Genomic DNA, 20,978 nt, shown 5'->3' with positions numbered 1-20,978 from the left:
CTGCTGCCGGGGAATATTGTCCGGCAGAATATTTGTCGTCGAGAATTCAAGGTACAACATGGCAAGGCCCCCGTCTACCGTGCAGACGGGGGCCCTGGAAATAGATTTTTTTCTATTCGGAGGGACTAGAACAGTCCCATGCTGATCAGGTTGAAGTTGACGCTGTAACGTTCATCGACCGTTGTTTTGGAGCCCACGAATTCAAGGAAGAAGCACTGATGGTTCCAACCCAGAGAAACGGTTTTCTCGAGGTCTTTGTCCGCGTTCAGGTCGTTTCTGTACCGACCGCCGATTTCAAGTCCAAGCGGCAGTTTGGCTTTGAGGCCGTATTCCATGATCTGCATGTCACTGTCCTGCTGGCGTTTGTACTCGTCAATCTTGCGCAGGTAGTCGTAGCCGAATTTGATTTCGCCGTATGAATCGTGGAACAATTTGAAAATGTTTTCGTGCTCGGTAATATCGCCTAGATAGGGGGAAACCCAGGTGCGGGACGAAAGCGATACGTAGTCATAAGGGGTGAGTATGACTTCGCCCATCAAATCCGAGAACGGCCTGCGTTCGTATTCACTCAGTTCCGAAGTTCGGCCGGCTTCGTCTATGTCGTAGCCCTGTTCGAGGCGTATGTTCAGGAATTCAAGATAGCTGCTGTCCAGAACGGGCGTGCCGTCCTTGCCCATGATTACGGTTCCCTTGTTGCGGTCGAACACGTTGGTCAGCGAGAAAACGATGTCGTTCTGTTCCGAGATGCGGTCTCGTGAATCGAAGTAGGGCAGTTTGGACTGCGAACTTGAATCATCCTGTATCCAGGAATATTCGAGCCGGGGGATGAAGTTGTGTTTCATTCTGGTCCAGCTGCTTTTGCCCACGTTTTCCCTTGTTACCGCAGGTGCGGAACCGAGTTCGAAGACCCTGTAAAAATCCGTTACGGCACTTACGCCTGCATCGGCCAGAAAACGGGCCTGGGTAGTGTCTCTGCTTACATCCTCGCTGGCGTTCTGAAAGGAGTCCACAAGGTAGGATGTGGCCCTGAATCCCGCACGGGGAATAAAGGTTATTCCCGCAGCCTTAATCGGCATGGACAGTTCCGGGCGTATGTCGAAGCGTCCGCCGGTGGTTCCGTATTCACGCCAGAAGTAGTTGCCCTGAAATTCTCCCTGCCATTCCAGCGGAGTGCCGAAAACACTGCTTTTGAACGCATAGGCATTGAGCTGCGGAAGTTTCTGCAGGGTCGGGTCCTTGCTGGCCGGGTTGTTATCGTTTCTGTAGAGCAGGTTCTCGTTGTACTGGGCCATGCCGGAAATGGAGTAATTTTCCCAGCTTCTGGCGACCAGGGCGGTACTTGTCCTTGTTGTTGCGTCAACGGTTGCTATGTCGCGTCCGAATTTGGAGAGGAATGCTTCGCGGGTCTGTTCGTAGCCGTTTATGCCGGTACGGTATTCGCGCAGGTAGTCCTGGTCGGAAACCAGGTCCATGTCGAAAATTGTCTGCCAGTCGGGATTGCCGAGATACCCTGTGTATTTTGAACGGACCCACCACCTGTTGTGGTTCGGGCGTATCAGTCCGTCTCCCTGAAATGCGTTGTCGGCATCGGCTGTGTTGTCATATGCCTTGCTGTCATAGAGCCAGTCGGCGCGCCACTGTCCCTTGGAGTTGGCGTCTTCTGCGTGGCGAAAGTCAATGCCCGGTCTGAAGCCCCGTTTGGTGAGATATTCGCCGAAGAAGGTGACATCCATTTCATCGTTTATGGCCCAGTAATAGGGGATGTTCACCTGACCGCCGAGTCTGTCGGTTGTTCCGACTTCCGGGGTCAGAATGCCGGACTGCCGTTCACGGGCAACCGGGAGTTCCATGTACGGTGTGTACATGACCGGCACGCCCTTGACGTTGAACTTGGAATGCCAGAGACGGGCATAACCGTTGATGGTAATGTCGCCTTCGCCGGACTCGAATGACCAGAGCGGGTTGTCTCCGCTGCAGGTGGTGACCTTGGCGTCCTTGAAGCTGTATGTGGCTCCGTTATGTTTCTCTATGAATTCGCTTTCAAAGAAGACGTGCGGTTTGGCAACGAACACACGGCCCTTCTTGAGCCAGCCGACCATGTTGTTGAGGTCGAATTCCGCTTCCTGAGCGTCGTAGAAGTCCCCTTTGATCTGGGCTTTCACATTGCCGCGCAGGTAAATCCAGTTGGTGGCCCGGTAGAAGCGCGCGAAATCGGCTTTAATGTAGTTCTCGCCGCTGCGAAGGGTGACGTTCCCCCGCGCCTGCATGTATTCGCTGTCGTTTTCCACAACCAGCTTGTCCGCGGAAAATTTCCACTCCTCTCCCTTGCGTGCCTCTCCCTTTCCATTGGTCGTGGGCACATCAATCTGTTGCTGCGCCAGCACCGGGCAGGGCAACAGCAGGAGCAGAAGGATCGCGTATATGACAAATCTGGATTTCAAAACAACCCGCCTTTGAAAATTTGAATTCGGTTTGATCGGAGCCGCCTAGCTTTTGAGGTAGGGGTCTTCCTTGGCCAGATAGTTCTGCACGTAGTCCTTTGCCGCATCTTCAAGCGGTGTGAACGGTTTGTCGTAACCTGCAGCCACCAGCTTGTTCATGTTCGCCTGAGTGAAATACTGGTATTTGTCCCTGATAGATTCCGGCATCTCGATGTAGCTGATGTCCGGTTCCACGCCCATGGCCGCGAAAACCGCACGGGCCAGTTCGTTCCATTCCCGGGCCTGTCCTGTGCCGATGTTGAAGATTCCGTTCTTGTCGGGATTTTCAAGGAACCACCACATTACGTCCACGCAGTCCTTTACGTAGACAAAATCGCGTCTCTGTCCGCCGTGGGGGTATTCCGGTTTGTAGGACTTGAAAAGTTTCATTTCCCCGGTTTCGCCGATCTGTTTGTGCGCTTTGCAGATGACGCTTTTCATGTCGCCTTTGTGATATTCGTTGGGGCCGAAGACATTGAAGAATTTGAGGCTGACGAGTCTGTCCAGAACACCGCCCCGTTTTGCCCAGAGGTCGAAAAGCTGTTTGGAATACCCGTACATGTTCATGGGCTTTAGCTGGTCAATCCCGTCATGATCATCGTTGAACCCGAACTTGCCGTCACCGTAGGTGGCGGCGCTGGATGCGTTTATAAATCTGACGTCATGGTTGAGGCAGAAACGGCAGAGCATCTGCGTGTAGCGATAGTTGTTTTCCATCAGGAAATCGGCATCAAGTTCCGTGGTGGAGGAACATGCGCCCATATGTATAACGGCATCCGTTTCAAAAGGGTCATCGCCTTCGAGAATCAGTTTATAGAACTGGTTCCTGTGGACGTAGTCCTCGTAGCGCAGGTTGACCAGATTTTTCCATTTTTCAGTCGATGCCAGATTGTCGACAATGAGAATATTGTCGATGCCCATCTGGTTCAATTTCCAGACCATGGCACTGCCGATGAAACCGGCTCCGCCAGTAACTATATACATATATAAAATCTCCTGCTTTTTTAGGCAGATATAATTATCAGTTCGGGTACTGCATAGTTCAAGTTGCCGGATGTTACTTATTTTTCAGATACTTTTCAACTGCAATTATCCCATAAACAGGATTGGACTGGTGTTTTTAACAGAAAAACAATCAAATAATACAGAATTGATTGGAGGAGGGTAAAATCATGGCTTGCAAGATCTGAAGCCCTGAATGGAGGTTCTTCCCGTGTTTCAGCTGTTCTTGAATGAAATAAGGCTGCGAGCGGAACTGTTCATCTTTGTTTGTTTATGTGTCTGTGTCGATGTAAAATACATTGTCGTTTTTTGTCATGCTCTTTGTTTTGCATTGCAAAATTTGTTTTTTGAGGGTTTAAATTACGCTGTAGCGTAAATATGAATATGTGTTAAGTTGAGGAGTAGATGTTCCTTTGTCAGCTAAATAAAAATATCTTTGCATAACTTTGTGTTATTTTCCATCTTTACACTTGATTGTTTTTGATTGCATGTTATTTTAGATTATCATTTGTTGATGTTCTTGGTTTTATCTAGACTTTTTTTACAGTATGTTTTGCGGTTGTGTGTAAGGCTTCCGCTTTTGCGGTATCAATAACGGTTGTCGGAGGTGGGCGGATTGCTCCGTAAAAAAATATTCTTCCCTTGGGTCATTTTCGGGGAGATACAAGGAGTACAGATTCCGGTTGGTCGGCCTTTTTGATTTCCCGCGTCCGGTTACGGATGCTGTCTGGAGATCAGATTCGCTGTGTGTGAAGGCTCATACTCTCCGGGGGATGATCGTCGCTGATCGCAACGTGCTGAAAATTATGCTCGAAAAATACTGTGTTGCAGAAATTAATCAGTGAATCTACCTGTAAATTGTTATAAAGATGTTGATTACAGGGTGTTAATCCCTTAATTTGATAAGAACACCAAATTATTTGAAACCGTTAACCCTGCAGAATGGAGGAACTACCATATGTTTGGCAAAAAAATGTTTTCAGTGCTGGCGCTCACGCTGGTCGCGTTTATGGCCTTAGGCTCGATGGCTTCCGCTGAGACTAGAGTCGTCCTTAAACCCAAAGTAGATGCTTTCGCGTATTTTGTAGATACTTCCCCTTCCATGGCTCAATCCTACAAATCAACGGGCAATCCCAAGATTGTAGCTGCTCTCAACGCCATGAAAAAGCTTAACGCTGTAGTACCCGAACTGGGATACCAGTCGGCTCTTTACACCATGCCGGATTTCGCTACCTATGCACCCAAATCCACCTTCAGCCGTGCCGCCATGGCCAGGGGGATTTCTGCTGTGCCCTCCGATCTGGGCTTTTTCCAGTCAACACCCATGGGCAGCGGATTTGCTGATCTTGACGGTGTTCTCAAAAACTGGGACGGCAAGTTTGCTGTTATCTTTGTTTCCGACGGGCTCGCCAACTCCGGCAGAAGCCCTGCCGTTGTGGTTGCAGACATGGCCAAGAAATACGGTGACCGTTTCTGTCTGCATGTAATCAGCGTTGCCGATACTCCCAAGGGTGTTTCCACCCTCAAGCGTCTTGCTTCCCTGACTCCCTGCGGTGTTTATGTCGATGCATCCGACCTTGCCGACAAGGCCGTGCTGGACAAATTCGCTCAGGACGTATTCTACACTCAGGAAGAAGAACTCATCGTAGAAGTTGTTGAGCAGGTCACGGAAGTTGTTCCTGTTCCCGTACCGGTTCAGGAAAAGATAGTTTTCCGTAACTTCAACTTCGGTTTCGACAAGTACCAGATCACCGATGAAATGATCCCGGCTCTTACCGAAGCAGCAGCCCTCCTTGAAGACTACCCCAACCTCAAGGTACTGGTTGGCGGACACACCGACTCCACCGGTCCTGCTGCATACAACCAGGGACTGTCCGAACGCAGAGCCAAATCCGTAGCCGACTGGCTGGCTGGCAACGGTGTTGCTGCCGACCGCCTCGTGGTCAAAGGATACGGCGAGGAAAATCCCAAGTACGACAACAACACCAAGGAAGGCCGCAAGCTGAACCGCAGGGTTGAAATAGACGTACAGGATTAGCCAATTGTCGGCTCCTGCTAAATCTCCCTTACCAGTCTTGTATTGGAGATAAATCAGGCGTATTGATCGGGTGGAAGGGGTATCCTTCCACCCGATTTTTGATCCGGAGAAATTTATGAAATCTGTTTACAAGTTGTCCGCAGCACTTTTTCTTACTCTTTTCCTTGCTTCGGCCGCGTTTGCAGCCAGCCAGTCACCGATGGCCTCTCAGTCCGAACAGGACGAGTTCAGGGTCTTTGCAGCAACCTGGGTTAATAAACTCAACAGGAGCCACATCAAGGGCTTTCACAATATGGAAATAGTTCTGCTTCCGGACGGGCAGTATCTGGCCCGCTATCATCATATTGATCCGGTCAGCATTTCCTGCAAGGTGAAGAAAACAAGCTCAAAGAAAAAGGGCATGGTGGGACTGCTGAAGTACATTGAAACCATTTATGAAAGCACGGGGGAAACCCCTCAGATTGCCCGTAGCAAGCAATTTAAACCCGTTAAGAATATTCGGATTACGGAAATTTTCAGTAATACGGGAAAAGGCTGGCGCTGATTTATCACTGATGGTGCAGGGCAGAATATAGCCCTGCATTTCTCGCGGGGTGGGGTGTTACGGATGGATGGGCATAACAGAACATTCTGACCTGTAATATAAATCGTTCTTATCTGTTGCTTAATGTTATTGCCCGGCCGGTAAAACTGAACTCATGTTTTCCCGGGAGTGTCTATCTGGCCGGTCCGATTCGGACTTGATAAAGTTGTTAAGGGTTTTGCGGATAAGCTGCTCTGCTTTTTTTATTCCCCGCTCACTTCCCGGATGGAATTCGGTTATACCTAGACCGCATATCTCCAGGTTATCATCCATGTATTCAATCATCGCGAGCAGGTGGTTGAACGAGATGCCTGCCGGGAGTGTCTTTTTGCCATGGGGAAATCCCATGGGATTGACAGCGTCAACATCCAGATGAATGTACACTCTGCCGAAGCCTGACCTGCGGATTTGTTTTGCAAGCCATGACGGGTCTATCTCCAACTCTCCGGGACTGAAAATACGAATTTTTTCTTTTGTCAGAACATCCATCTCATGCGGATCGAATATCTGCTGTCCGGCGCAGAAAATCTGACCGCTTTTTATGCTGCCGCACATGGCTTCGTCCAGTTCCCGGCCTGTCTGTCCCAGCAGGGCGGCAAGGGCCATTCCCTGAAAACGGCCGGAGATTGATGAACGCGGATTATTGAGGTCCGGATGGGCATCAAACCAGACCAGCGCAAGGTCGTTTCCGAATTTTCTGTTCAGCCAGGAAACCGGAGCAGCCTCCGTGGAACAATCCCCGCCGAGCAGCAGAATCCGGTCCGGATCATCCTTTTCCAGAATGCTGCGGGCTTCAATAAGCTGTCTTACTATATCCTCTTTTCCGACTATCCCGCTGCCTTTTTCAAGCTCGTAGTACGGGGGCACATTCACTTTTCGCAGGGCTGGCAGTCCCGTAATTTTTCCAGCCAGTTCCAGGGCTCCATCGTACAAGGCAATGTTGTCGATGGAGCCCTGCCACTGGGGAAAAACAAGTGTCAGGTCTTTTTTCTCCAAATTCAGTCTTCCGGTTTAAACAATTTCAGCCTCAAAGCGTTGCTTACCACGGTAACGGAACTGAGCGACATGGCCGCTGCCGCAAACATGGGCGAAAGTGTGGGCCCTCCGAAGATATGCAGCAGTCCTGCTGCCACGGGAATACCCAGCACGTTGAATGCAAAGGCCCAGAACAGATTCTGCTTGATGTTGCGCACGGTGGCCCGACTAAGCTGCAACGCAGTGAGTACCCCGCTCAGATTCCCCTTCATCAATACAACATCTCCGGATTCTATGGCAACATCAATTCCGGTTCCCATTGCTATACCCAAATCTGCCGAGGCCAGTGCCGGAGCATCGTTGATGCCGTCCCCGACCATGGCAACCTTGTGTCCGTTTTCTTTTTTGCGGTTTACTTCGGCCGCTTTGCTTTCCGGCATTACCTGCGCAATGACTTCGTCGATCCCTGCACTGGCGGCAATGGAGCTGGCAACACGCTCGTTATCACCGGTCAGCATAACCGTCCTTACTCCGAGTTTGTGCAGCCTGCGTATTGTTTCCGGTGACTCGTCCTTAATGCGGTCTGCAATGGCCAATATCCCGGCAAGTTTTCCGTTCCGGGCAATGTACAGGGGGCTCTGCCCAGATTCGGCGAATTTCTGCGCAGCTTCAAGCGCTGCGGGCTCATCAAGACCGGTGCAGGAATTTTCTTCCAGAAATCTGCGGTTGCCAAGAAGCAGGTCTTCACCGGCAGTATCTGCTGTTATGCCCAGACCGGATACGGCGTGAAAGGCTTTGGTCTCCGGGAGGGGAAGGGCCAATTCTTTGGCTGCGTTTACCACGGCCCGCGCCAGAGGATGCTCGGACTGCTGCTCCGCGGACCCCGCAAGCAGAATCAGTTCCGTTCGATCCTGTCCTCCGACCAGAAATATGTCCGAGAGCTCCGGCCTGCCGTAGGTCAGGGTTCCGGTTTTGTCGAAAATTATCGTGTCGATTTTTCCTGCAGTTTCAAGAGCCTCTCCGGATTTCACCAGCACACCGAGCTGGGCTCCGCGTCCGGTCCCGACCATGATGGCCGTCGGCGTGGCCAGTCCCATGGCGCAGGGGCAGGCAATGACCATGACACTGATGAAAATGCGCAGTGCGAAGGAAAACGGTTCATCGCTCAGGAAAAACCAGCCAAGCGCAGCGACTATGCCTGCGGCCATTACAGCGGGGACAAAATAAAAGCTGACCGTATCGGCAAGGCTTGAAATAGGGGCCTTGGACCCCTGCGCCTCCTGAACCAGTCTGATTATGCGGGAAAGGACCGTGTTTTCTCCTACATTGACCACCCGAACCTTCAGCGCTCCTCCCCCGGTATTGACCGTTCCCCCGGCCACATCATCGCCTTTTGATTTGGATACGGGCATGCTTTCGCCGGTGAGCATGGATTCATCCACCTCAGAGTGCCCCTCGCTTACTTTGCCGTCGGCTGCTATGCGGTCACCGGGGCGTACCAGAATAGTATCTCCGGGACCGATCTCTTCCACCGGGGTCGAAATCTGTTCTCCATCAAGCAGCAGGATGGCCTGGGCCGGAGTAAGGTCCATGAGCTTCTCAATGGCTTCGGATGTGCGGGATTTGGCCCGGGCTTCCTGAAATTTGCCCAGCGAGATAAGAGCGATGATAGTAGCTGCCGATTCGAAATACAGGTCCATGGCCTTGGCCTGCGGGTTGATGCCCAGAAGGATTTCGATCAGATTCCATAGTGAATAGATGAAAGCGGCGGAAGTTCCCACGGCTATAAGGGAATCCATGTTAGGCGCACCGCGCAGCAGGTTGGGAAAGCCGTGCAGATAGAAATCCCGTCCGAACCACAGAACCGGCAGGGTCAGGGCCAGTTGGATCAGAGCGAACCCGGCGGGGGATGTATGCGGGTTAATCACTGCGGGCAGGGGCATTCCGACCATATGACCCATGGTTATGATCAGCAGGGGAACTGTGAAGGCCAGCGCATACAGAAGGTTTCCCTTTTTAACCTCCAGCATCTGCTCGTTAGCGGCCTTGCGGTCATCAAAGGCTTTCTTGGCGTTACCGGAGGTCTGGACTTCCCCGGATTCAAAACCTACATCACTGATTATTTTGCGTATTTCTCTAAGCGATGTTTTGCTTGAATCAAATTTGATAGTTGCGGTTTCCGAGGCCAGACTTACCCCGGCAAGCATGATTCCGTCCTGTGCATTCAGAACCCTTTCCAGGCGCGAAGAGCAGGCCGAGCAGGTCATGCCGGAAATCGGCAGCGTGAGTTCCGACCCCTGCGCTTTTTCCTCGGCCCCGAATCCGGCCATCTGCACCGTGGCGATTATCTCTGCGGTTGTGGTCTTTTCAGGGTCGAATCCGACATTCAGGGTTTCGGCCGCCAGATTTATCGCAGCCTTTTCCACCCCGTCCATATTGCCGATTACTCTCTCCAGACGAGCAGAACAGGCGGAGCAGGTCATGCCGATTATATCGAATTTTGCGTCCATTGGTGTATCCTTGTCTTACGGGAGCTTGCATTGCCCGGTTACATTTTTTATAGCTACTTCCGGCAGGAAGCCTCTGGCGAGATATGAACAGTTTTGAGAATAAGAATCAACCTCTTTTAGGAGCGGTTTGCAATGCAGGAACAGAAGATCATCCTTACGGCAAAGGACATGGCCCGTACGCTGGACCGTCTGGCTTCGGAGATAACCGAGCGCAGGGGGGATGATGAGCATCTTGTTATCATCGGCATTCAGCGTCGCGGCGCCGACCTTGCCCAGCGTTTGAAGGAGATTCTTGATGAACGTCTGGGCAGAAAGATACCTTTGGGTAAACTTGATATCAACCTTTACCGTGACGACTGGACCAACCTTACCCGTCAGCCGAGCATCAACTGCACAGAAATTCCGTTCGATATTGAATCCGCGTCCGTGATTCTTGTGGATGATGTTCTTTTTTCCGGGCGCACGGTACGCGCTGCGCTTGAGGCTGTTCTTGATTTCGGCCGTCCCCGCAGAGTGGAACTGCTGGTGCTGGTCGACCGCGGACATCGGGAACTGCCAATCCGGGCTGATTATGTCGGCAAGGAAGTGAAGACGTTTGAAAATCAGCATGTAAACGTGCTGGTCAGCGAGCGGGACGAGAAAGACAAGGTTGTAATAATCCAGGCATAGCCGGTTAGTACTTCCGGTGCTGACGGAGACGAAATTTATATGGAAGAATGGAATTCTGAATTTTCCGAAGGGTGCTCGGTTATCCTCATAGGCATGGCCGGAGCAGGAAAATCTACCCTTGCGCCGCTTCTGGCCGAAAAGCTTGGGTGGGGGCATATTGATACAGATCTGGTGGTGGAAGCCTATTACGGGCGCCCGTTGCAGGATATTGTCGACCTGCTTGGCGTACCTGATTTCCGCAAGGCTGAAGATTATATCCTTTCCAGTCTGGGCGTGGTCCGCACGGTTGTTTCCACCGGGGGCAGCGTGGTCTACGGCCCTGCGGCCATGGAAAGGATGAAGAGCCTCGGCCCGGTAATATTTTTGCGCATCGACAAGGAAACCTGCCTTGCACGGGTCGGTGGCGGGGTCGGTCGCGGACTGGCCCGGATGCCCGGTCAGACCATAGAAGATTTATTTATGGAACGCATGCCGCTTTATGAAAAGTATGCTGATTTTGTTGTGGATACGGACAGGTTTACTCCGGAGGAATGCGCCGGGCAGGTCCACCGCTGGCTGAAATCAAAAGAAGGGAAAATTCCTGAGGATATGAGATGAAGAAAATGACCAGACAGGCCGTGTTCCGTAAACTGGACGCTCTTTACGACCGCATGGCTTCGGCCTATGCGGAAACCTCCGCCAAGATCGGTCTTTCATGTGAAGGATGTGAAGACAACTGCTGCACCAGTTACTTTCAGCACCATACTTATGTAGAGTGGCTGTACCTCTGGCAGGGACTCGACAAACTGCCCGAAGCCAAACGCAGGGAATACATAGAACGCTCCGAAGATTACGTCCGTAATGCCAAAGCCATGCTTGAAAGCGGAATGCGCCCGAAGATAATGTGTCCCCTGAATGATAACGGACTTTGCGGCGTGTATAAACACCGTCTCATGATCTGTCGCATGCACGGGGTGGTCAATACCCTGCTCCAGCCCAATGGGCGCCGCCTTTCGTTCCCCGGCTGTTTCAAGTGTCAGGAACTGACCTCAGGCATGGAGAATGTCCCGGTCATCGACAGGACCCCACTCTACAGAGAGCTGGTCGGGCTTGAAATGGGACTGCTTGGAAACAAGATACGCACTCTGCCGAAAGTTGATTTCACCCTGGCGGAAATGATTGTAATGGGGCCGCCTGATCTGAACCGTTAGCCGGAGATCTTATCAGTCTGTGCTTCGGCAGGATTCTCTTTCAGCAGCCGCACATAGAAATCCTATGAAATCCGTGATGCCTTCAAGGCGGCATTTGATGTATCGTATTACGTATTCTTCCAATGTAAGATCAGCCCCGTAAACATGATACCTGTCTTCGCGACCGCCGAATTCCAGTCCAAGGTGTTCGGCTACCTGCGGATGAATGGGCAGTTCGAAGTCCGGGAATGTCTGCGGGAACCGGTCGGATGTTTCGCTCTCCAGCCGGGGCAGGCCGATCATTTCAAGGATGCTGTCGGCCGTGTGAATCATAAGTTCGCGGCGCGGATGGTTTACGGTATTGAAGAGTCGTTTCTGCCTGAATAGCGAATGGATAAGGTCCACATATTTGATCGGCGTGAACGTCTCCTTATGTTTTTCGTGGGCTTCGGATTCGGCTGTGAGTTCCTTGAAGTTGTAGATTCTGTCCAGCCTGGTGTTGAGGTAGAGATGAAGAATCTGCGATTCCGTGAGTTCCCGTTCAATGAGGGATTCAAGAAAAATATCCCGATAGTCGAATCCGGGGGTATTGGTCCACAGGGGCCAGTAGGTTTTGAAGAACATGGAAGGAAAAGCTATGGACCGCGCCGAGGATTTCAGCCTTGAACACAGCGAACCTGAACCGAGTGTTCCCCAGTTTTCACCCAGATACTGGTAGAGGAAAAGGTCGCAGCCTGCGAGCAGTTCATCCGGGATAGGTTCCCGCAGGTAGTTGGTGAAGCGTTTTATTTCGTATCGGCTTTTGAAGTCGGGGCTGAGCAGCAGCAGTTCTTCCAGCGGTTCGCCCTGACAATTGGCGTGGATCAGACATGTTTTCTTTTTCATTTCAGCTGTCGGTTTAACATACACGGCCACCGGTTCTCAACACATTCCGGCTGATGGGCCGTTTCGGGATATCTATATGGTTGATTTTACAAGAGAGAATCTGGTCCGTTTCACAAAACGGATTCAGGAAGCGGACAGTGAACTTGAAGTCGCGGCCCGCGCGCATCTGGACAATCTCACCAAGCCGCTGGGCAGCCTTGGCCGGCTTGAGGATCTGGCGGTGAAAATGTTTGTGGCTTCCGGCGGATGCGCACCGCAGGCTGATCCCGCACGCATTTATACTATCGCCGGTGACCATGGGGTGAATGCGGAAAACGTGAGTTTTTTTCCGCAGGAAGTCACCCGGCAGATGGTGGAAAATTTTCTGGCCGGCGGAGCCGGTATAAATGTGCTGGCACAGACGGCCGGGGTGGACCTTGTGGTTGTCGATGCCGGATGCATCGGTGGAGATTTCCCGGAGCACCCGCAGCTTATTCAGCGCAGAATAGGTTGCGGAACCGGAAATATCGCCAAAGGTCCGGCCATGAATGAAGAGGACTGCCTGCGGGCTGTCTTCATGGGAATCGGATTAGCGGACGAGGCGTATGAACAGGGCATAAAAACTCTGGGAACCGGGGAGATGGGGGTTTCAAACACCACGCCGTCCACCGCGCTTTACTGCGCCTATTTCGGCCTTGATCCGGCAGACATAACCGGTCCGGGAGGTGGAATAGACGCCGCCGGAGTCATCCGCAAGACCGGGGTGGTCCGTTCGGCTCTGCAGGCCAATTCCGAGGCTGTAGGGGGCGGTGATCCTCTGAGTATACTGGCCGCATTGGGAGGATATGAAATTGCCGCACTGGCAGGTCTTATCCTCGGCGGGGCGGCAAACCGCCAGATCGTCTGCATCGATGGTTTCATCTCTACCGCCGCGTATGCCGCAGCGTCCCTGATATGTCCGGCTGTGGGCGGATACTGCGTCCTTTCGCATGCTTCTGCGGAGCCGGGCTACGCAAAGGTAGTGGAAGCGCTTGGCCGCAGACCGCTGCTGCATCTCGGCCTTCGATTGGGTGAAGGTTCCGGAGCAGCTCTTTCCGTTTTTATGCTTCGTGCTGCCGCGAATATATACAATCAGATGGCGACATTTTCAGACGCAGGGGTTGCTTCCAGCTGCTGATCAGTCATATTGTAAATTAGACAATGTTTTTTACAGATTGCAAATATGGCTATTGCCTTAGCTACGCAAGACTTTGTATTTTAGTGACTACTTTCAATGCAGTAACTTTAAATTATAAAGGATTCCAAAGGGGATTATCCCCTTTGGCTGCCAGCGGCGAAATCAGTCTATTAAAAGCGCGCAGCACATCAAATTAAGTTTAAAAATTATCAGGCCGTTCCAAGACTCGTCCGTAGTGGGCGAGACCGGATTGCCTGCCCATACCCCCAAGGAGTCAGCCATGCCAAGTGAATTGGTCAAGACTGTGAAAGCTGCCGGTTGAGCTGCCAAGATCGCTCCGGGGGACCTGGAGCAGGTACTGCACGGTCTGGCAGTTGAAGACGAGCGCCTTCTTACCGGTATCGGCGGCAATGAGGATTCCGCCATTGTTTCGTTCCCGGCCGGCAAGGCACTGGTTCAGACTGTGGATTTCTTCACTCCGGTGGTCAACAATCCGTACTGGTTCGGCCAGATTGCCGCTGCCAACTCCCTTTCGGACGTTTACGCCATGGGAGGGGAACCGTGGACCGTGATGAATATCGTCTGTTATCCCATGAAAACCATGGGACCGGAAATACTGCGCGAAATTTTAAAGGGCGGAATGGACAAGACCCGCGAGGCCGGTGCCGTGCTGGCCGGAGGTCACAGCGTTGAGGACGATGAAATCAAGTACGGTCTTTCCGTTACCGGCATGGTCGACCCTGACGGTTTTGCGTCCAACAAGGGCCTTCGCGCGGGAGATCATCTGCTTTTGACCAAGCCGCTGGGAACCGGTGTTCTGGCAACAGCCCTCAAGGCGGATTGGGACGGAGCAGAGAAATTTGAACGTGATGTATACAAATGGGCCTCCCGGCTGAACAAAGGCGGCGGGAAGGTAATCCGTGAACTCGGAATCAAGGGTGCTACGGACATAACCGGATTCGGACTTGGCGGGCATGTGCTTGAAATGGCCGAGGCTTCGGGGGTTGCCGTGGAGTTGTGGCTGGACAGCGTCCCGTTTATGGACGATGTAATTGATCTTGCTTCAATGGGTATGATTCCTGCGGGAAGCTTTGCCAACCGGCAGTACTGCAGCAAACAGGTCCATGCTGCCGGGAGCGCCGATCCGATAATGACCGACCTTGTTTTTGACGCGCAGACTTCAGGCGGGTTGATCCTCGCCGTTTCCGAAGAGCAGCTTGATCAGGCCGTGGATATGCTGCTTGAGCAGGGCGACCTTGCCGCACACGTAGGACAGGTGCTGCCTTACGCCGAAGCGGAGGCGCGGTTGCGTATTCGCTGACAGGGATTAATTGTTCTGCCTGTATTTCAGGAAATGAGCTTTGAAGAAGGAATGCTGTATGACCGGGTACTGCTCGGGGAAATTTCTTCAGGAGCACCAAAGGGAAAACCTTGTTCAAGTTTCCCCTTTGGCTCACGGATGGAAAGCAAAACGTGATGGCAAAACAAATTTACGTATTTATGCGGAACCGTGGCTTGTGGTTACAGCCTGAATGAGCTCCGCATTGGCGTTGTAAATCGGTGAAGATTCAATCCTGACAAGCTCCCGGTGCATGGAAGGGTCTCCATACGCCTTGCGGTGCAGTCTCTTGCGCTGAAGAGTCTTCATGGTGTTGGCGAAGTTTTCATCATCCCTTATAGGCGGGGCCTGTGAAACCTTGGACAGTTCGTTGCCGTTTGTCATTTTATACCTCCTTCCCTGGAAGATAAAATTAATGTTTGCTTGTTGTAGATTCCCGTTTAACTTTCATATCGGAAGTTTTTCAGCGAACTTTATGGTTCTTAATAAAAAGAATGAGTCTGCGGGCAAAAAAAAGGTCTGAATCATTTCAAATGATCCAGACCTTTTTTTGCAAATTTTATAAGACAGTTATCAATCCTGTCTGTCCTTCCAGCTCCACCACTTTTCCAGTTCCGGGTCGCGGTCTTCGGTGTTTACACAGTAGACCACGCATCTGAAGACATACAGCATGCAGCGATCCACATGCTGTCCGGCCAGTTCTTCAAGCCGGGCGTACATTTCTTCCGGGTCCTGATCGCGCATATCATCAAGGGACCGGTAGCCAAGGTCCCACAGGTCTCCGGCAATGGATTTACCCACGCCGGGCAGAGTCCGGAACGATTTCAGGATTTGCTCAGATTTTTTCATAAACCCGGTCGAGGATTTCTCTGGCTCCGGCTTTCAGCACATCCTCAGCAAGACTTTGGCCTATGTCCCAGGCCTCGTCAGCCGGGCCGGTCTTTTCCAGACGTATGGGGCTTGAGCCGTCCACATCAGCGACAAAACCGGTCAGAGTGATGCTTTTACCTTCAAGCCGGGACCATGCAGCAATGGGAACCTGGCAGCCGCCGTCAAGGCCGGTGAGAAATCCGCGTTCGGCATGTACCTGCCGGGCTGTGTTTTCATCGTGGATGAACTGCAGGATGTCCTGTATTTCGGTGTCCTCAATGCGATACTCTATCCCAAGCGCTCCCTGAGCAACTGCAGGCAGGAAGGACGGCGGAGCAAGAACTTCACTCTTGGGTGCGGACAGACCGAGTCTGTTGAGTCCGGCAGTGGCGACCACAATGGCGTCGAATTCACCGTCAAGAAGTTTGCGCACGCGGGTGTCGAGGTTGCCGCGCAGGGATTCGATCTTGAGATCGGGCCGCAGGGTTAGCAGCTGAGACTGACGGCGCAGGCTGCTTGTTCCCACTACTGCCCCGGCAGGCAGATCGCTCAGGGAATCGTATTTAACGGAAAGCAGCGTGTCCGTATCCGCTTCGCGGGGAGGAATTACGCCCACTTCAAGGCCCTCAGGCAGTTCCGTGGGTACGTCCTTCATGCTGTGCACGGCCAGATCGGCCCTCTTTTCCAGCAGGGCTTCTTCTATTTCCTTTACGAAAAGCCCCTTGCCTCCGACTTTGGCCAGAGGAACATCAAGAATCTTGTCCCCTTTGGTCTTGATCTTGAGCAACTGGACATCTATGCCGGGGTATTCTTCACGGAGAAGATCTGAAATATGTTCGGCCTGCCAGAGTGCGAGCTTGCTGCCGCGGGTAGCAATAGTGATTTTTCTCATTGGTCCGTCGTTTGGCTTAATATTTATACTGATTAACCGCAGGAAGCGCAGTTGCCGCCGCTGCATCCGGCACATGAACTGCCTGATGAAGATGATGAGGAAGTTCCTGCATCACCGAAATCGGCAGCGCTTCCGCCGGATTTTATCTTGCATGCAGACATAAGTTTGGCGGTGTTGGCGGATTTGCATTCGGGGCAGGGGGGACACTCGTCGCGATTGAAGACCAGTTCCTCGAATTCCTTGCCGCAGTCAGCACATTTGTATTCGAAAATAGGCATTTATATCCACTCCGTGCTTTTGAAATTATTGTTCGCGAAAGATTGCATAGCCCAAAACTCCGGGCGGGGCAATCTCTGGCCTACATATAAGTCCGGTTGCCTGAATGGCAAGGCGTAAAAAAATACCCATCATCATAGCTCGGCAAATCTTGTGATTCAAGTAGCGGTTTTCAGAGCTTCAGCCTTAAACTGTTAGGGAATCCAAAGGGGATTATCTTCTTTGGCCGCCGGGGGCGAAATCAAGTTATCAAAGGCGCGAAGCGCATCAAATTCAATGTGCTAAATGCGTTTTTGCGGAGTTAAGGAAATAGGCACGTAAAAAAGAAAGCGCGGTAGACCGTTACGGTCTGCCGCGCTGCTGTTGCAATTTCAGGTCGGCTATTTTGCCTTGGCAATGGGCCAGATTTCGTCAATGCGTTCAATCGGGGTAATCTCGATCTTGTTGCGCAGTTCGTCCGGAATGTCCTCAAGGTCTTTGACATTGCGGGCCGGGATAAGTACGCGCTTCATGCCCAGAGAGACGGCTGCGAGGATTTTTTCCTTTATTCCGCCAACCGGCAGAACCCTGCCCCGCAGGGATATTTCCCCGGTCATGGCCAGTTCCGGATCCGCAGGAATTCCGGTAAGCGCCGAAACCAGCGCGGTAACAAGGGTGACACCGGCCGAAGGACCGTCCTTGGGGGTGGCCCCGTCCGGAACATGGATATGGAGGTCCTGCTCCTCGTGGAAGTTCGGGCTGATTCCGTACTCCTCGGCATGCTTGCGGGCAAAGGAGACTGCGGCCTGTGCCGATTCCTTCATAACATCACCCAACTGGCCGGTGAGCAGCTGTTTTCCCTTACCGGGAACAGCTGAAACCTCCACGTGCAGCACTGATCCTCCCACAGGTGTCCAGGCCAGTCCCAATGCGACTCCGGCGGGGAGTTCGTATTCCTTCTCATCTTCGAGGAATTTGGGAATACCAAGGTACTTGTGAAGGTTGTCGCCGGTGACCTCGAACGGTCCCTTTTCACCTTCGGCCTTTTTACGGGCCAGTTTTCGGCAGACCGAACCCACTTCCCGCTCAAGGTTGCGCAGCCCGGCCTCGCGAGTGTATTCCTTGATTATTTTGGAAACGACCTCGTCCGGCATGATCATTTCCTTTTCTTTCAGCCCGTTTTCCGTGCACTGGCGGCCGAGAATGTATTTCTTGGCGATATTTATCTTGTCATGCTCGGTGTAGCCCGGAATCCTGATCACTTCCATACGGTCCAGCAGCGGTCTGGGGATGGAATCCAGCACGTTTGCGGTGCAGATGAACATTACCTTGGAAAGATCGAAGGGAACGTTCAGATAATGATCGGTAAAGGAGTTGTTCTGTTCCGGGTCCAGCACTTCAAGCAGGGCGGATGAAGGATCGCCCCGGAAGTCCGACCCGAGCTTGTCTATTTCGTCAAGCATGATGACCGGGTTGCGGGTTCCGCACTGTTTTATGGCCTGAATGATACGTCCGGGCATCGAGCCTATGTAGGTTCTGCGGTGCCCGCGTATTTCAGCTTCATCGCGCATGCCGCCGAGCGACATGCGGTGGAATTTCCGCTTGAGGCTGCGGGCTATGGACCGTCCGAGCGAGGTTTTACCTACACCCGGAGGGCCTACGAAACAGAGGATAGGTCCTTTCATGGAGGGATTCAGCTTGCGCACGCTCAGGTATTCGAGAATGCGTTCCTTGACCTTTTCAAGGTCGTAGTGATCCTCATCAAGAATTTTCTTGGCCTCGATAATATCAAGCCTGTCGCGGGACTGCTTCGACCACGGCAATTCAATCATCCAGTCCAGATAGGTGCGTATGACCGTTGCTTCGGATGATTCCGGGTGCATGGCTTCAAGGCGGCGGAGCTGTTTTTCCGTTTCCTTGCGCACTTCCTTGGGCATTTTCGCCTTGGCGATGGCGTCACGAAGTTCTTCGGCCTCTTCGGCTTCGTCTGCCGATTCGCCGAGTTCCCGCTTGATGGCCTTGAGCTGTTCCCGCAGGTAGAAATCTTTCTGCGCCTTGTCCATACCTTCTTTGGCCATGGACTGAATCTTGTTCTGCATGGAGGCGACTTCAACTTCCTGCGTGAGCTGGGTGTTGACCAGAGTCAGCCTTTCCACCGGCTTTTCGCATTCAAGGATGGACTGGGCCGCAGCAACCTTCATGCGCAGGTTGGAGGCTATCAGGTCCGCAAGCCTGCCCGGATCGTCAACGTTGTTGAGAACGCTCATGATGTCCGTGGATGAAATGCCGCGCAGAGACAGTATTTTTTCGCTCTGTTCACGCGAAGAGCGTACCAGTGCTTCCTGCGTGGAGTCGAGTTCCTGTATCTGGGGTTCGTCAATGGTTTCTATTTCCGCGATATGAAACGGATCGGAGCTGATGAATCTCTTGACCTTCGCTCTGGAAACGCCCTGTACAAGCACCTTCAGACGGCCATCGGGCATTTTGAGCATGCGCATGACCATGCAGACAGTCCCGGTCTGGTAGAGGTCCTCGTGTTCGGGATTGTCCACGGACTCATCTTTCTGGGTCAGTATCATCACATAGCGGTCGCCGGTCATGGCCGCTTCAACCGCGTGTACCGATTTTTCCCGTCCCACAAACAGCGGCAGAATCATGTAGTTGAAGACCACGATATCACGCACTGCCAGAACAGGCAGAGTATTCGGTATATCCACCTGTCCGTCTTCGGTGATAAGATGGTCGTCCAGCAGGTCTGCGGCGTCATGCAGCACATTGAGCGGGGAAACCGGAGGCTTGTTCAGCCCCTGATCGTTCCCGCTGCTGCTCTCGTTTTTCCTGGCAGCAGGTTTTTCAGCCTTCTGCCTGTTTTTTCTGCTGAGTTTCAGAGCCTTGAGTGGTGATTTCTTTTTCTTCAAGGGAAAAATCCTTTAGGTCAAAGTGGTTTTCTGTTCCGGTATATGAAAAAAACGGTTTTATCCGGCCCCGGTCAATATGGACCGGAACCGGAAATGTTGATATTTATCGGATTAAGACTTTCAACAGTCTTAACGTATTGCAAATTCCTTGTGCTCGGTATCGTAATCGATCCATTCACACTTAAGGTCGCTGACCTGCGAAAGAGGCGGACCTACAAGGAGTCTGGTGCGCATTTCGGCGATCTTTGTTTCATCGCCCTGCAGCAGCACCTCCTTCTTGCCGTTATCCAGGTTGCGGACCCAGCCTGCCAGTCCCAGAGACGCAGCCTGATCGTTCACCCATGCATTGAAAAAAACTCCCTGAACCTTGCCGGTAACAACACAATGATAGCTTCTGATCATGGGAACCTCCTTGAAGTTTTGAGGCGTTCATTACAAGCGTCCCTTTTCCCTGAAGCTGTAGAAACCGTCCACAGTCACAATAACGTGATCCAGAAGGCGGATACCCATGTCCTGGCACAGCGTGGCGATATCCATTGTTATCATCATATCCTCCTGCGAAGGAGCCGGGTTTCCTCCCGGATGGTTGTGGGCCACGGCAATTCCGGAGGCATTGTGTCGCAGGGCCAATGCCACTACTTCCCTTGGGTATACTGCAGTTTTGTCCACTGTACCTTCTGACATCCTGCTCCAGTATATCACTTTGTTGCCGTTGTTGACCAGTGCAATCCAGAATTCTTCCCTGCTCAGGTTCCCGATGCGGGCCATGGCAGCTTTCCTGATTGCTTCCGGGTCGGAAAGAGTTTCTCCAGCCCGGACCGGTTCCTCGGCCATTCTGGTCCAGAATTCACGCAGCAGCGTGAAAAAGGCCAAAACCCCCGGACCTATTCCGTCCATTTCCTCAAGCTGTGACTGCGGTGCCCTGAAAACTCCGCCCAATGAACCGAATCTGGCGAGCAGATCCTTGGCAATCGGCTTTGTATCCCGACGCAGAAGCGTCTGACCGAGCAGCAACTCAAGTATTTCATAGTCAGCCATTGCCGACGCGTCCTTGCAGAGGCGCTCCTTCAGGCGTTGGCGATGACCGTGGAAATGAGGCTTATCCTTCATAATAAATAGTAAGTCCGCTTTGGCAAGTAGTACAGTTCCGGAACCTTTTTCGGCTGCGTAAAATTTAATCCCGCCCACTTGTCCTCACGGACAGTGTCTGGAAGAAATAAACATTATGTCTCGGCAA

At 52.2% G+C, this 20,978-nt stretch carries 19 protein-coding genes; 7 read left to right on the top strand and 12 right to left on the bottom strand.

From position 1 onward, the window contains the following. Nucleotides 1-125: 125 nt before the first annotated feature. Nucleotides 126-2,441, bottom strand: a complete 2,316-nt coding sequence (locus ACKU4E_RS10235; protein WP_320170976.1) for an LPS assembly protein LptD — start codon at nucleotides 2,439-2,441, stop codon at nucleotides 126-128. A 45-nt stretch (nucleotides 2,442-2,486) separates the two neighbouring features. Continuing rightward, entirely contained in the window at nucleotides 2,487-3,464 is a 978-nt protein-coding gene (gene rfaD / locus ACKU4E_RS10230; protein ID WP_320170975.1) for an ADP-glyceromanno-heptose 6-epimerase, read from the bottom strand. A gap of 976 nt (nucleotides 3,465-4,440) precedes the next feature. Between rfaD and ACKU4E_RS10225 the strand changes: the two genes are divergently transcribed. Both ACKU4E_RS10225 and ACKU4E_RS10220 read left to right on the top strand, forming a co-directional pair. Beyond that, nucleotides 4,441-5,520 carry an OmpA family protein gene (locus tag ACKU4E_RS10225; protein ID WP_320170974.1) on the top strand — a complete coding sequence of 360 codons (1,080 nt, stop codon included), beginning with the start codon at nucleotides 4,441-4,443 and terminating at the stop codon, nucleotides 5,518-5,520. Between the two features lie 115 nt (nucleotides 5,521-5,635). After that, nucleotides 5,636-6,064 (top strand): hypothetical protein, encoded by a 429-nt coding sequence (locus ACKU4E_RS10220; RefSeq protein WP_320170973.1) that lies wholly within the window; start codon nucleotides 5,636-5,638, stop codon nucleotides 6,062-6,064. A 126-nt stretch (nucleotides 6,065-6,190) separates the two neighbouring features. Here the strand turns inward: ACKU4E_RS10220 and ACKU4E_RS10215 are convergent, their stop codons facing one another. Next, entirely contained in the window at nucleotides 6,191-7,099 is a 909-nt protein-coding gene (locus ACKU4E_RS10215; protein ID WP_320170972.1) for an arginase family protein, read from the bottom strand. 2 nt (nucleotides 7,100-7,101) lie between these two features. After that, nucleotides 7,102-9,588, bottom strand: a complete 2,487-nt coding sequence (locus ACKU4E_RS10210; protein ID WP_320170971.1) for a heavy metal translocating P-type ATPase — start codon at nucleotides 9,586-9,588, stop codon at nucleotides 7,102-7,104. Nucleotides 9,589-9,720: 132 nt separating this feature from the next. Here ACKU4E_RS10210 and pyrR point away from each other — a divergent pair, with 132 nt between their 5' ends. Genes pyrR through ACKU4E_RS10195 form a run of 3 tightly spaced genes read left to right on the top strand, consistent with a single transcriptional unit; the run spans nucleotide 9,721 to nucleotide 11,447 of the window. Beyond that, nucleotides 9,721-10,257 (top strand): bifunctional pyr operon transcriptional regulator/uracil phosphoribosyltransferase PyrR, encoded by a 537-nt coding sequence (gene pyrR, locus ACKU4E_RS10205; protein WP_320170970.1) that lies wholly within the window; start codon nucleotides 9,721-9,723, stop codon nucleotides 10,255-10,257. Nucleotides 10,258-10,296: 39 nt separating this feature from the next. Then, nucleotides 10,297-10,854, top strand: coding sequence for a homoserine kinase (gene thrB / locus ACKU4E_RS10200; RefSeq protein WP_320170969.1), 558 nt, complete (start codon nucleotides 10,297-10,299; stop codon nucleotides 10,852-10,854). Continuing rightward, the gene (locus ACKU4E_RS10195) at nucleotides 10,851-11,447 is read left to right on the top strand and encodes a hypothetical protein (protein ID WP_320170968.1); all 597 of its coding nucleotides are present in this window, start codon (nucleotides 10,851-10,853) and stop codon (nucleotides 11,445-11,447) included. Before thrB ends, ACKU4E_RS10195 begins: the two co-directional genes overlap by 4 nt. 12 nt (nucleotides 11,448-11,459) lie before the next feature. On the opposite strand, the gene ACKU4E_RS10190 is transcribed toward ACKU4E_RS10195, so the two are convergent. Then, entirely contained in the window at nucleotides 11,460-12,311 is an 852-nt protein-coding gene (locus tag ACKU4E_RS10190) for a WcbI family polysaccharide biosynthesis putative acetyltransferase (RefSeq protein ID WP_320170967.1), read from the bottom strand. Nucleotides 12,312-12,387: 76 nt separating this feature from the next. Here ACKU4E_RS10190 and cobT point away from each other — a divergent pair, with 76 nt between their 5' ends. After that, nucleotides 12,388-13,467, top strand: coding sequence for a nicotinate-nucleotide--dimethylbenzimidazole phosphoribosyltransferase (gene cobT / locus ACKU4E_RS10185; RefSeq protein WP_320170966.1), 1,080 nt, complete (start codon nucleotides 12,388-12,390; stop codon nucleotides 13,465-13,467). A 280-nt stretch (nucleotides 13,468-13,747) separates the two neighbouring features. Beyond that, nucleotides 13,748-14,788, top strand: coding sequence for a selenide, water dikinase SelD (selD, locus tag ACKU4E_RS10180; protein ID WP_320170965.1), 1,041 nt, complete (start codon nucleotides 13,748-13,750; stop codon nucleotides 14,786-14,788). A 177-nt stretch (nucleotides 14,789-14,965) separates the two neighbouring features. Here the strand turns inward: selD and ACKU4E_RS10175 are convergent, their stop codons facing one another. The 7 genes from ACKU4E_RS10175 to radC form a co-directional block, all read right to left on the bottom strand. After that, nucleotides 14,966-15,190 (bottom strand): hypothetical protein, encoded by a 225-nt coding sequence (locus tag ACKU4E_RS10175; protein WP_320170964.1) that lies wholly within the window; start codon nucleotides 15,188-15,190, stop codon nucleotides 14,966-14,968. Nucleotides 15,191-15,379: 189 nt separating this feature from the next. Then, complete coding sequence (locus ACKU4E_RS10170) at nucleotides 15,380-15,655, bottom strand: helix-hairpin-helix domain-containing protein (RefSeq protein WP_320170963.1); 276 nt, start codon at nucleotides 15,653-15,655, stop codon at nucleotides 15,380-15,382. Further along, nucleotides 15,642-16,568: a hydroxymethylbilane synthase gene (hemC, locus tag ACKU4E_RS10165; protein ID WP_320170962.1), complete on the bottom strand. Its 927-nt coding sequence runs from the start codon at nucleotides 16,566-16,568 to the stop codon at nucleotides 15,642-15,644. Before hemC ends, ACKU4E_RS10170 begins: the two co-directional genes overlap by 14 nt. 32 nt (nucleotides 16,569-16,600) lie before the next feature. Next, a complete protein-coding gene (locus tag ACKU4E_RS10160; RefSeq protein WP_320170961.1) occupies nucleotides 16,601-16,846 on the bottom strand; it encodes a zinc ribbon domain-containing protein in 246 nt (81 codons plus the stop codon). A gap of 378 nt (nucleotides 16,847-17,224) precedes the next feature. Then, nucleotides 17,225-19,741: an endopeptidase La gene (gene lon / locus ACKU4E_RS10155; RefSeq protein ID WP_320170960.1), complete on the bottom strand. Its 2,517-nt coding sequence runs from the start codon at nucleotides 19,739-19,741 to the stop codon at nucleotides 17,225-17,227. Nucleotides 19,742-19,870: 129 nt separating this feature from the next. Continuing rightward, nucleotides 19,871-20,143: an acylphosphatase gene (locus ACKU4E_RS10150; protein ID WP_320170959.1), complete on the bottom strand. Its 273-nt coding sequence runs from the start codon at nucleotides 20,141-20,143 to the stop codon at nucleotides 19,871-19,873. Nucleotides 20,144-20,173: 30 nt separating this feature from the next. Further along, nucleotides 20,174-20,851, bottom strand: coding sequence for a DNA repair protein RadC (radC, locus tag ACKU4E_RS10145; protein WP_320170958.1), 678 nt, complete (start codon nucleotides 20,849-20,851; stop codon nucleotides 20,174-20,176). Nucleotides 20,852-20,978: the final 127 nt, after the last annotated feature.

The organism is Maridesulfovibrio sp. (assembly GCF_963677005.1).
Classification (GTDB): domain Bacteria; phylum Desulfobacterota; class Desulfovibrionia; order Desulfovibrionales; family Desulfovibrionaceae; genus Maridesulfovibrio.
The sequence above is the reverse complement of the archived record's forward strand: the minus strand, read 5'-3'. Positions and strand labels throughout refer to the sequence as shown.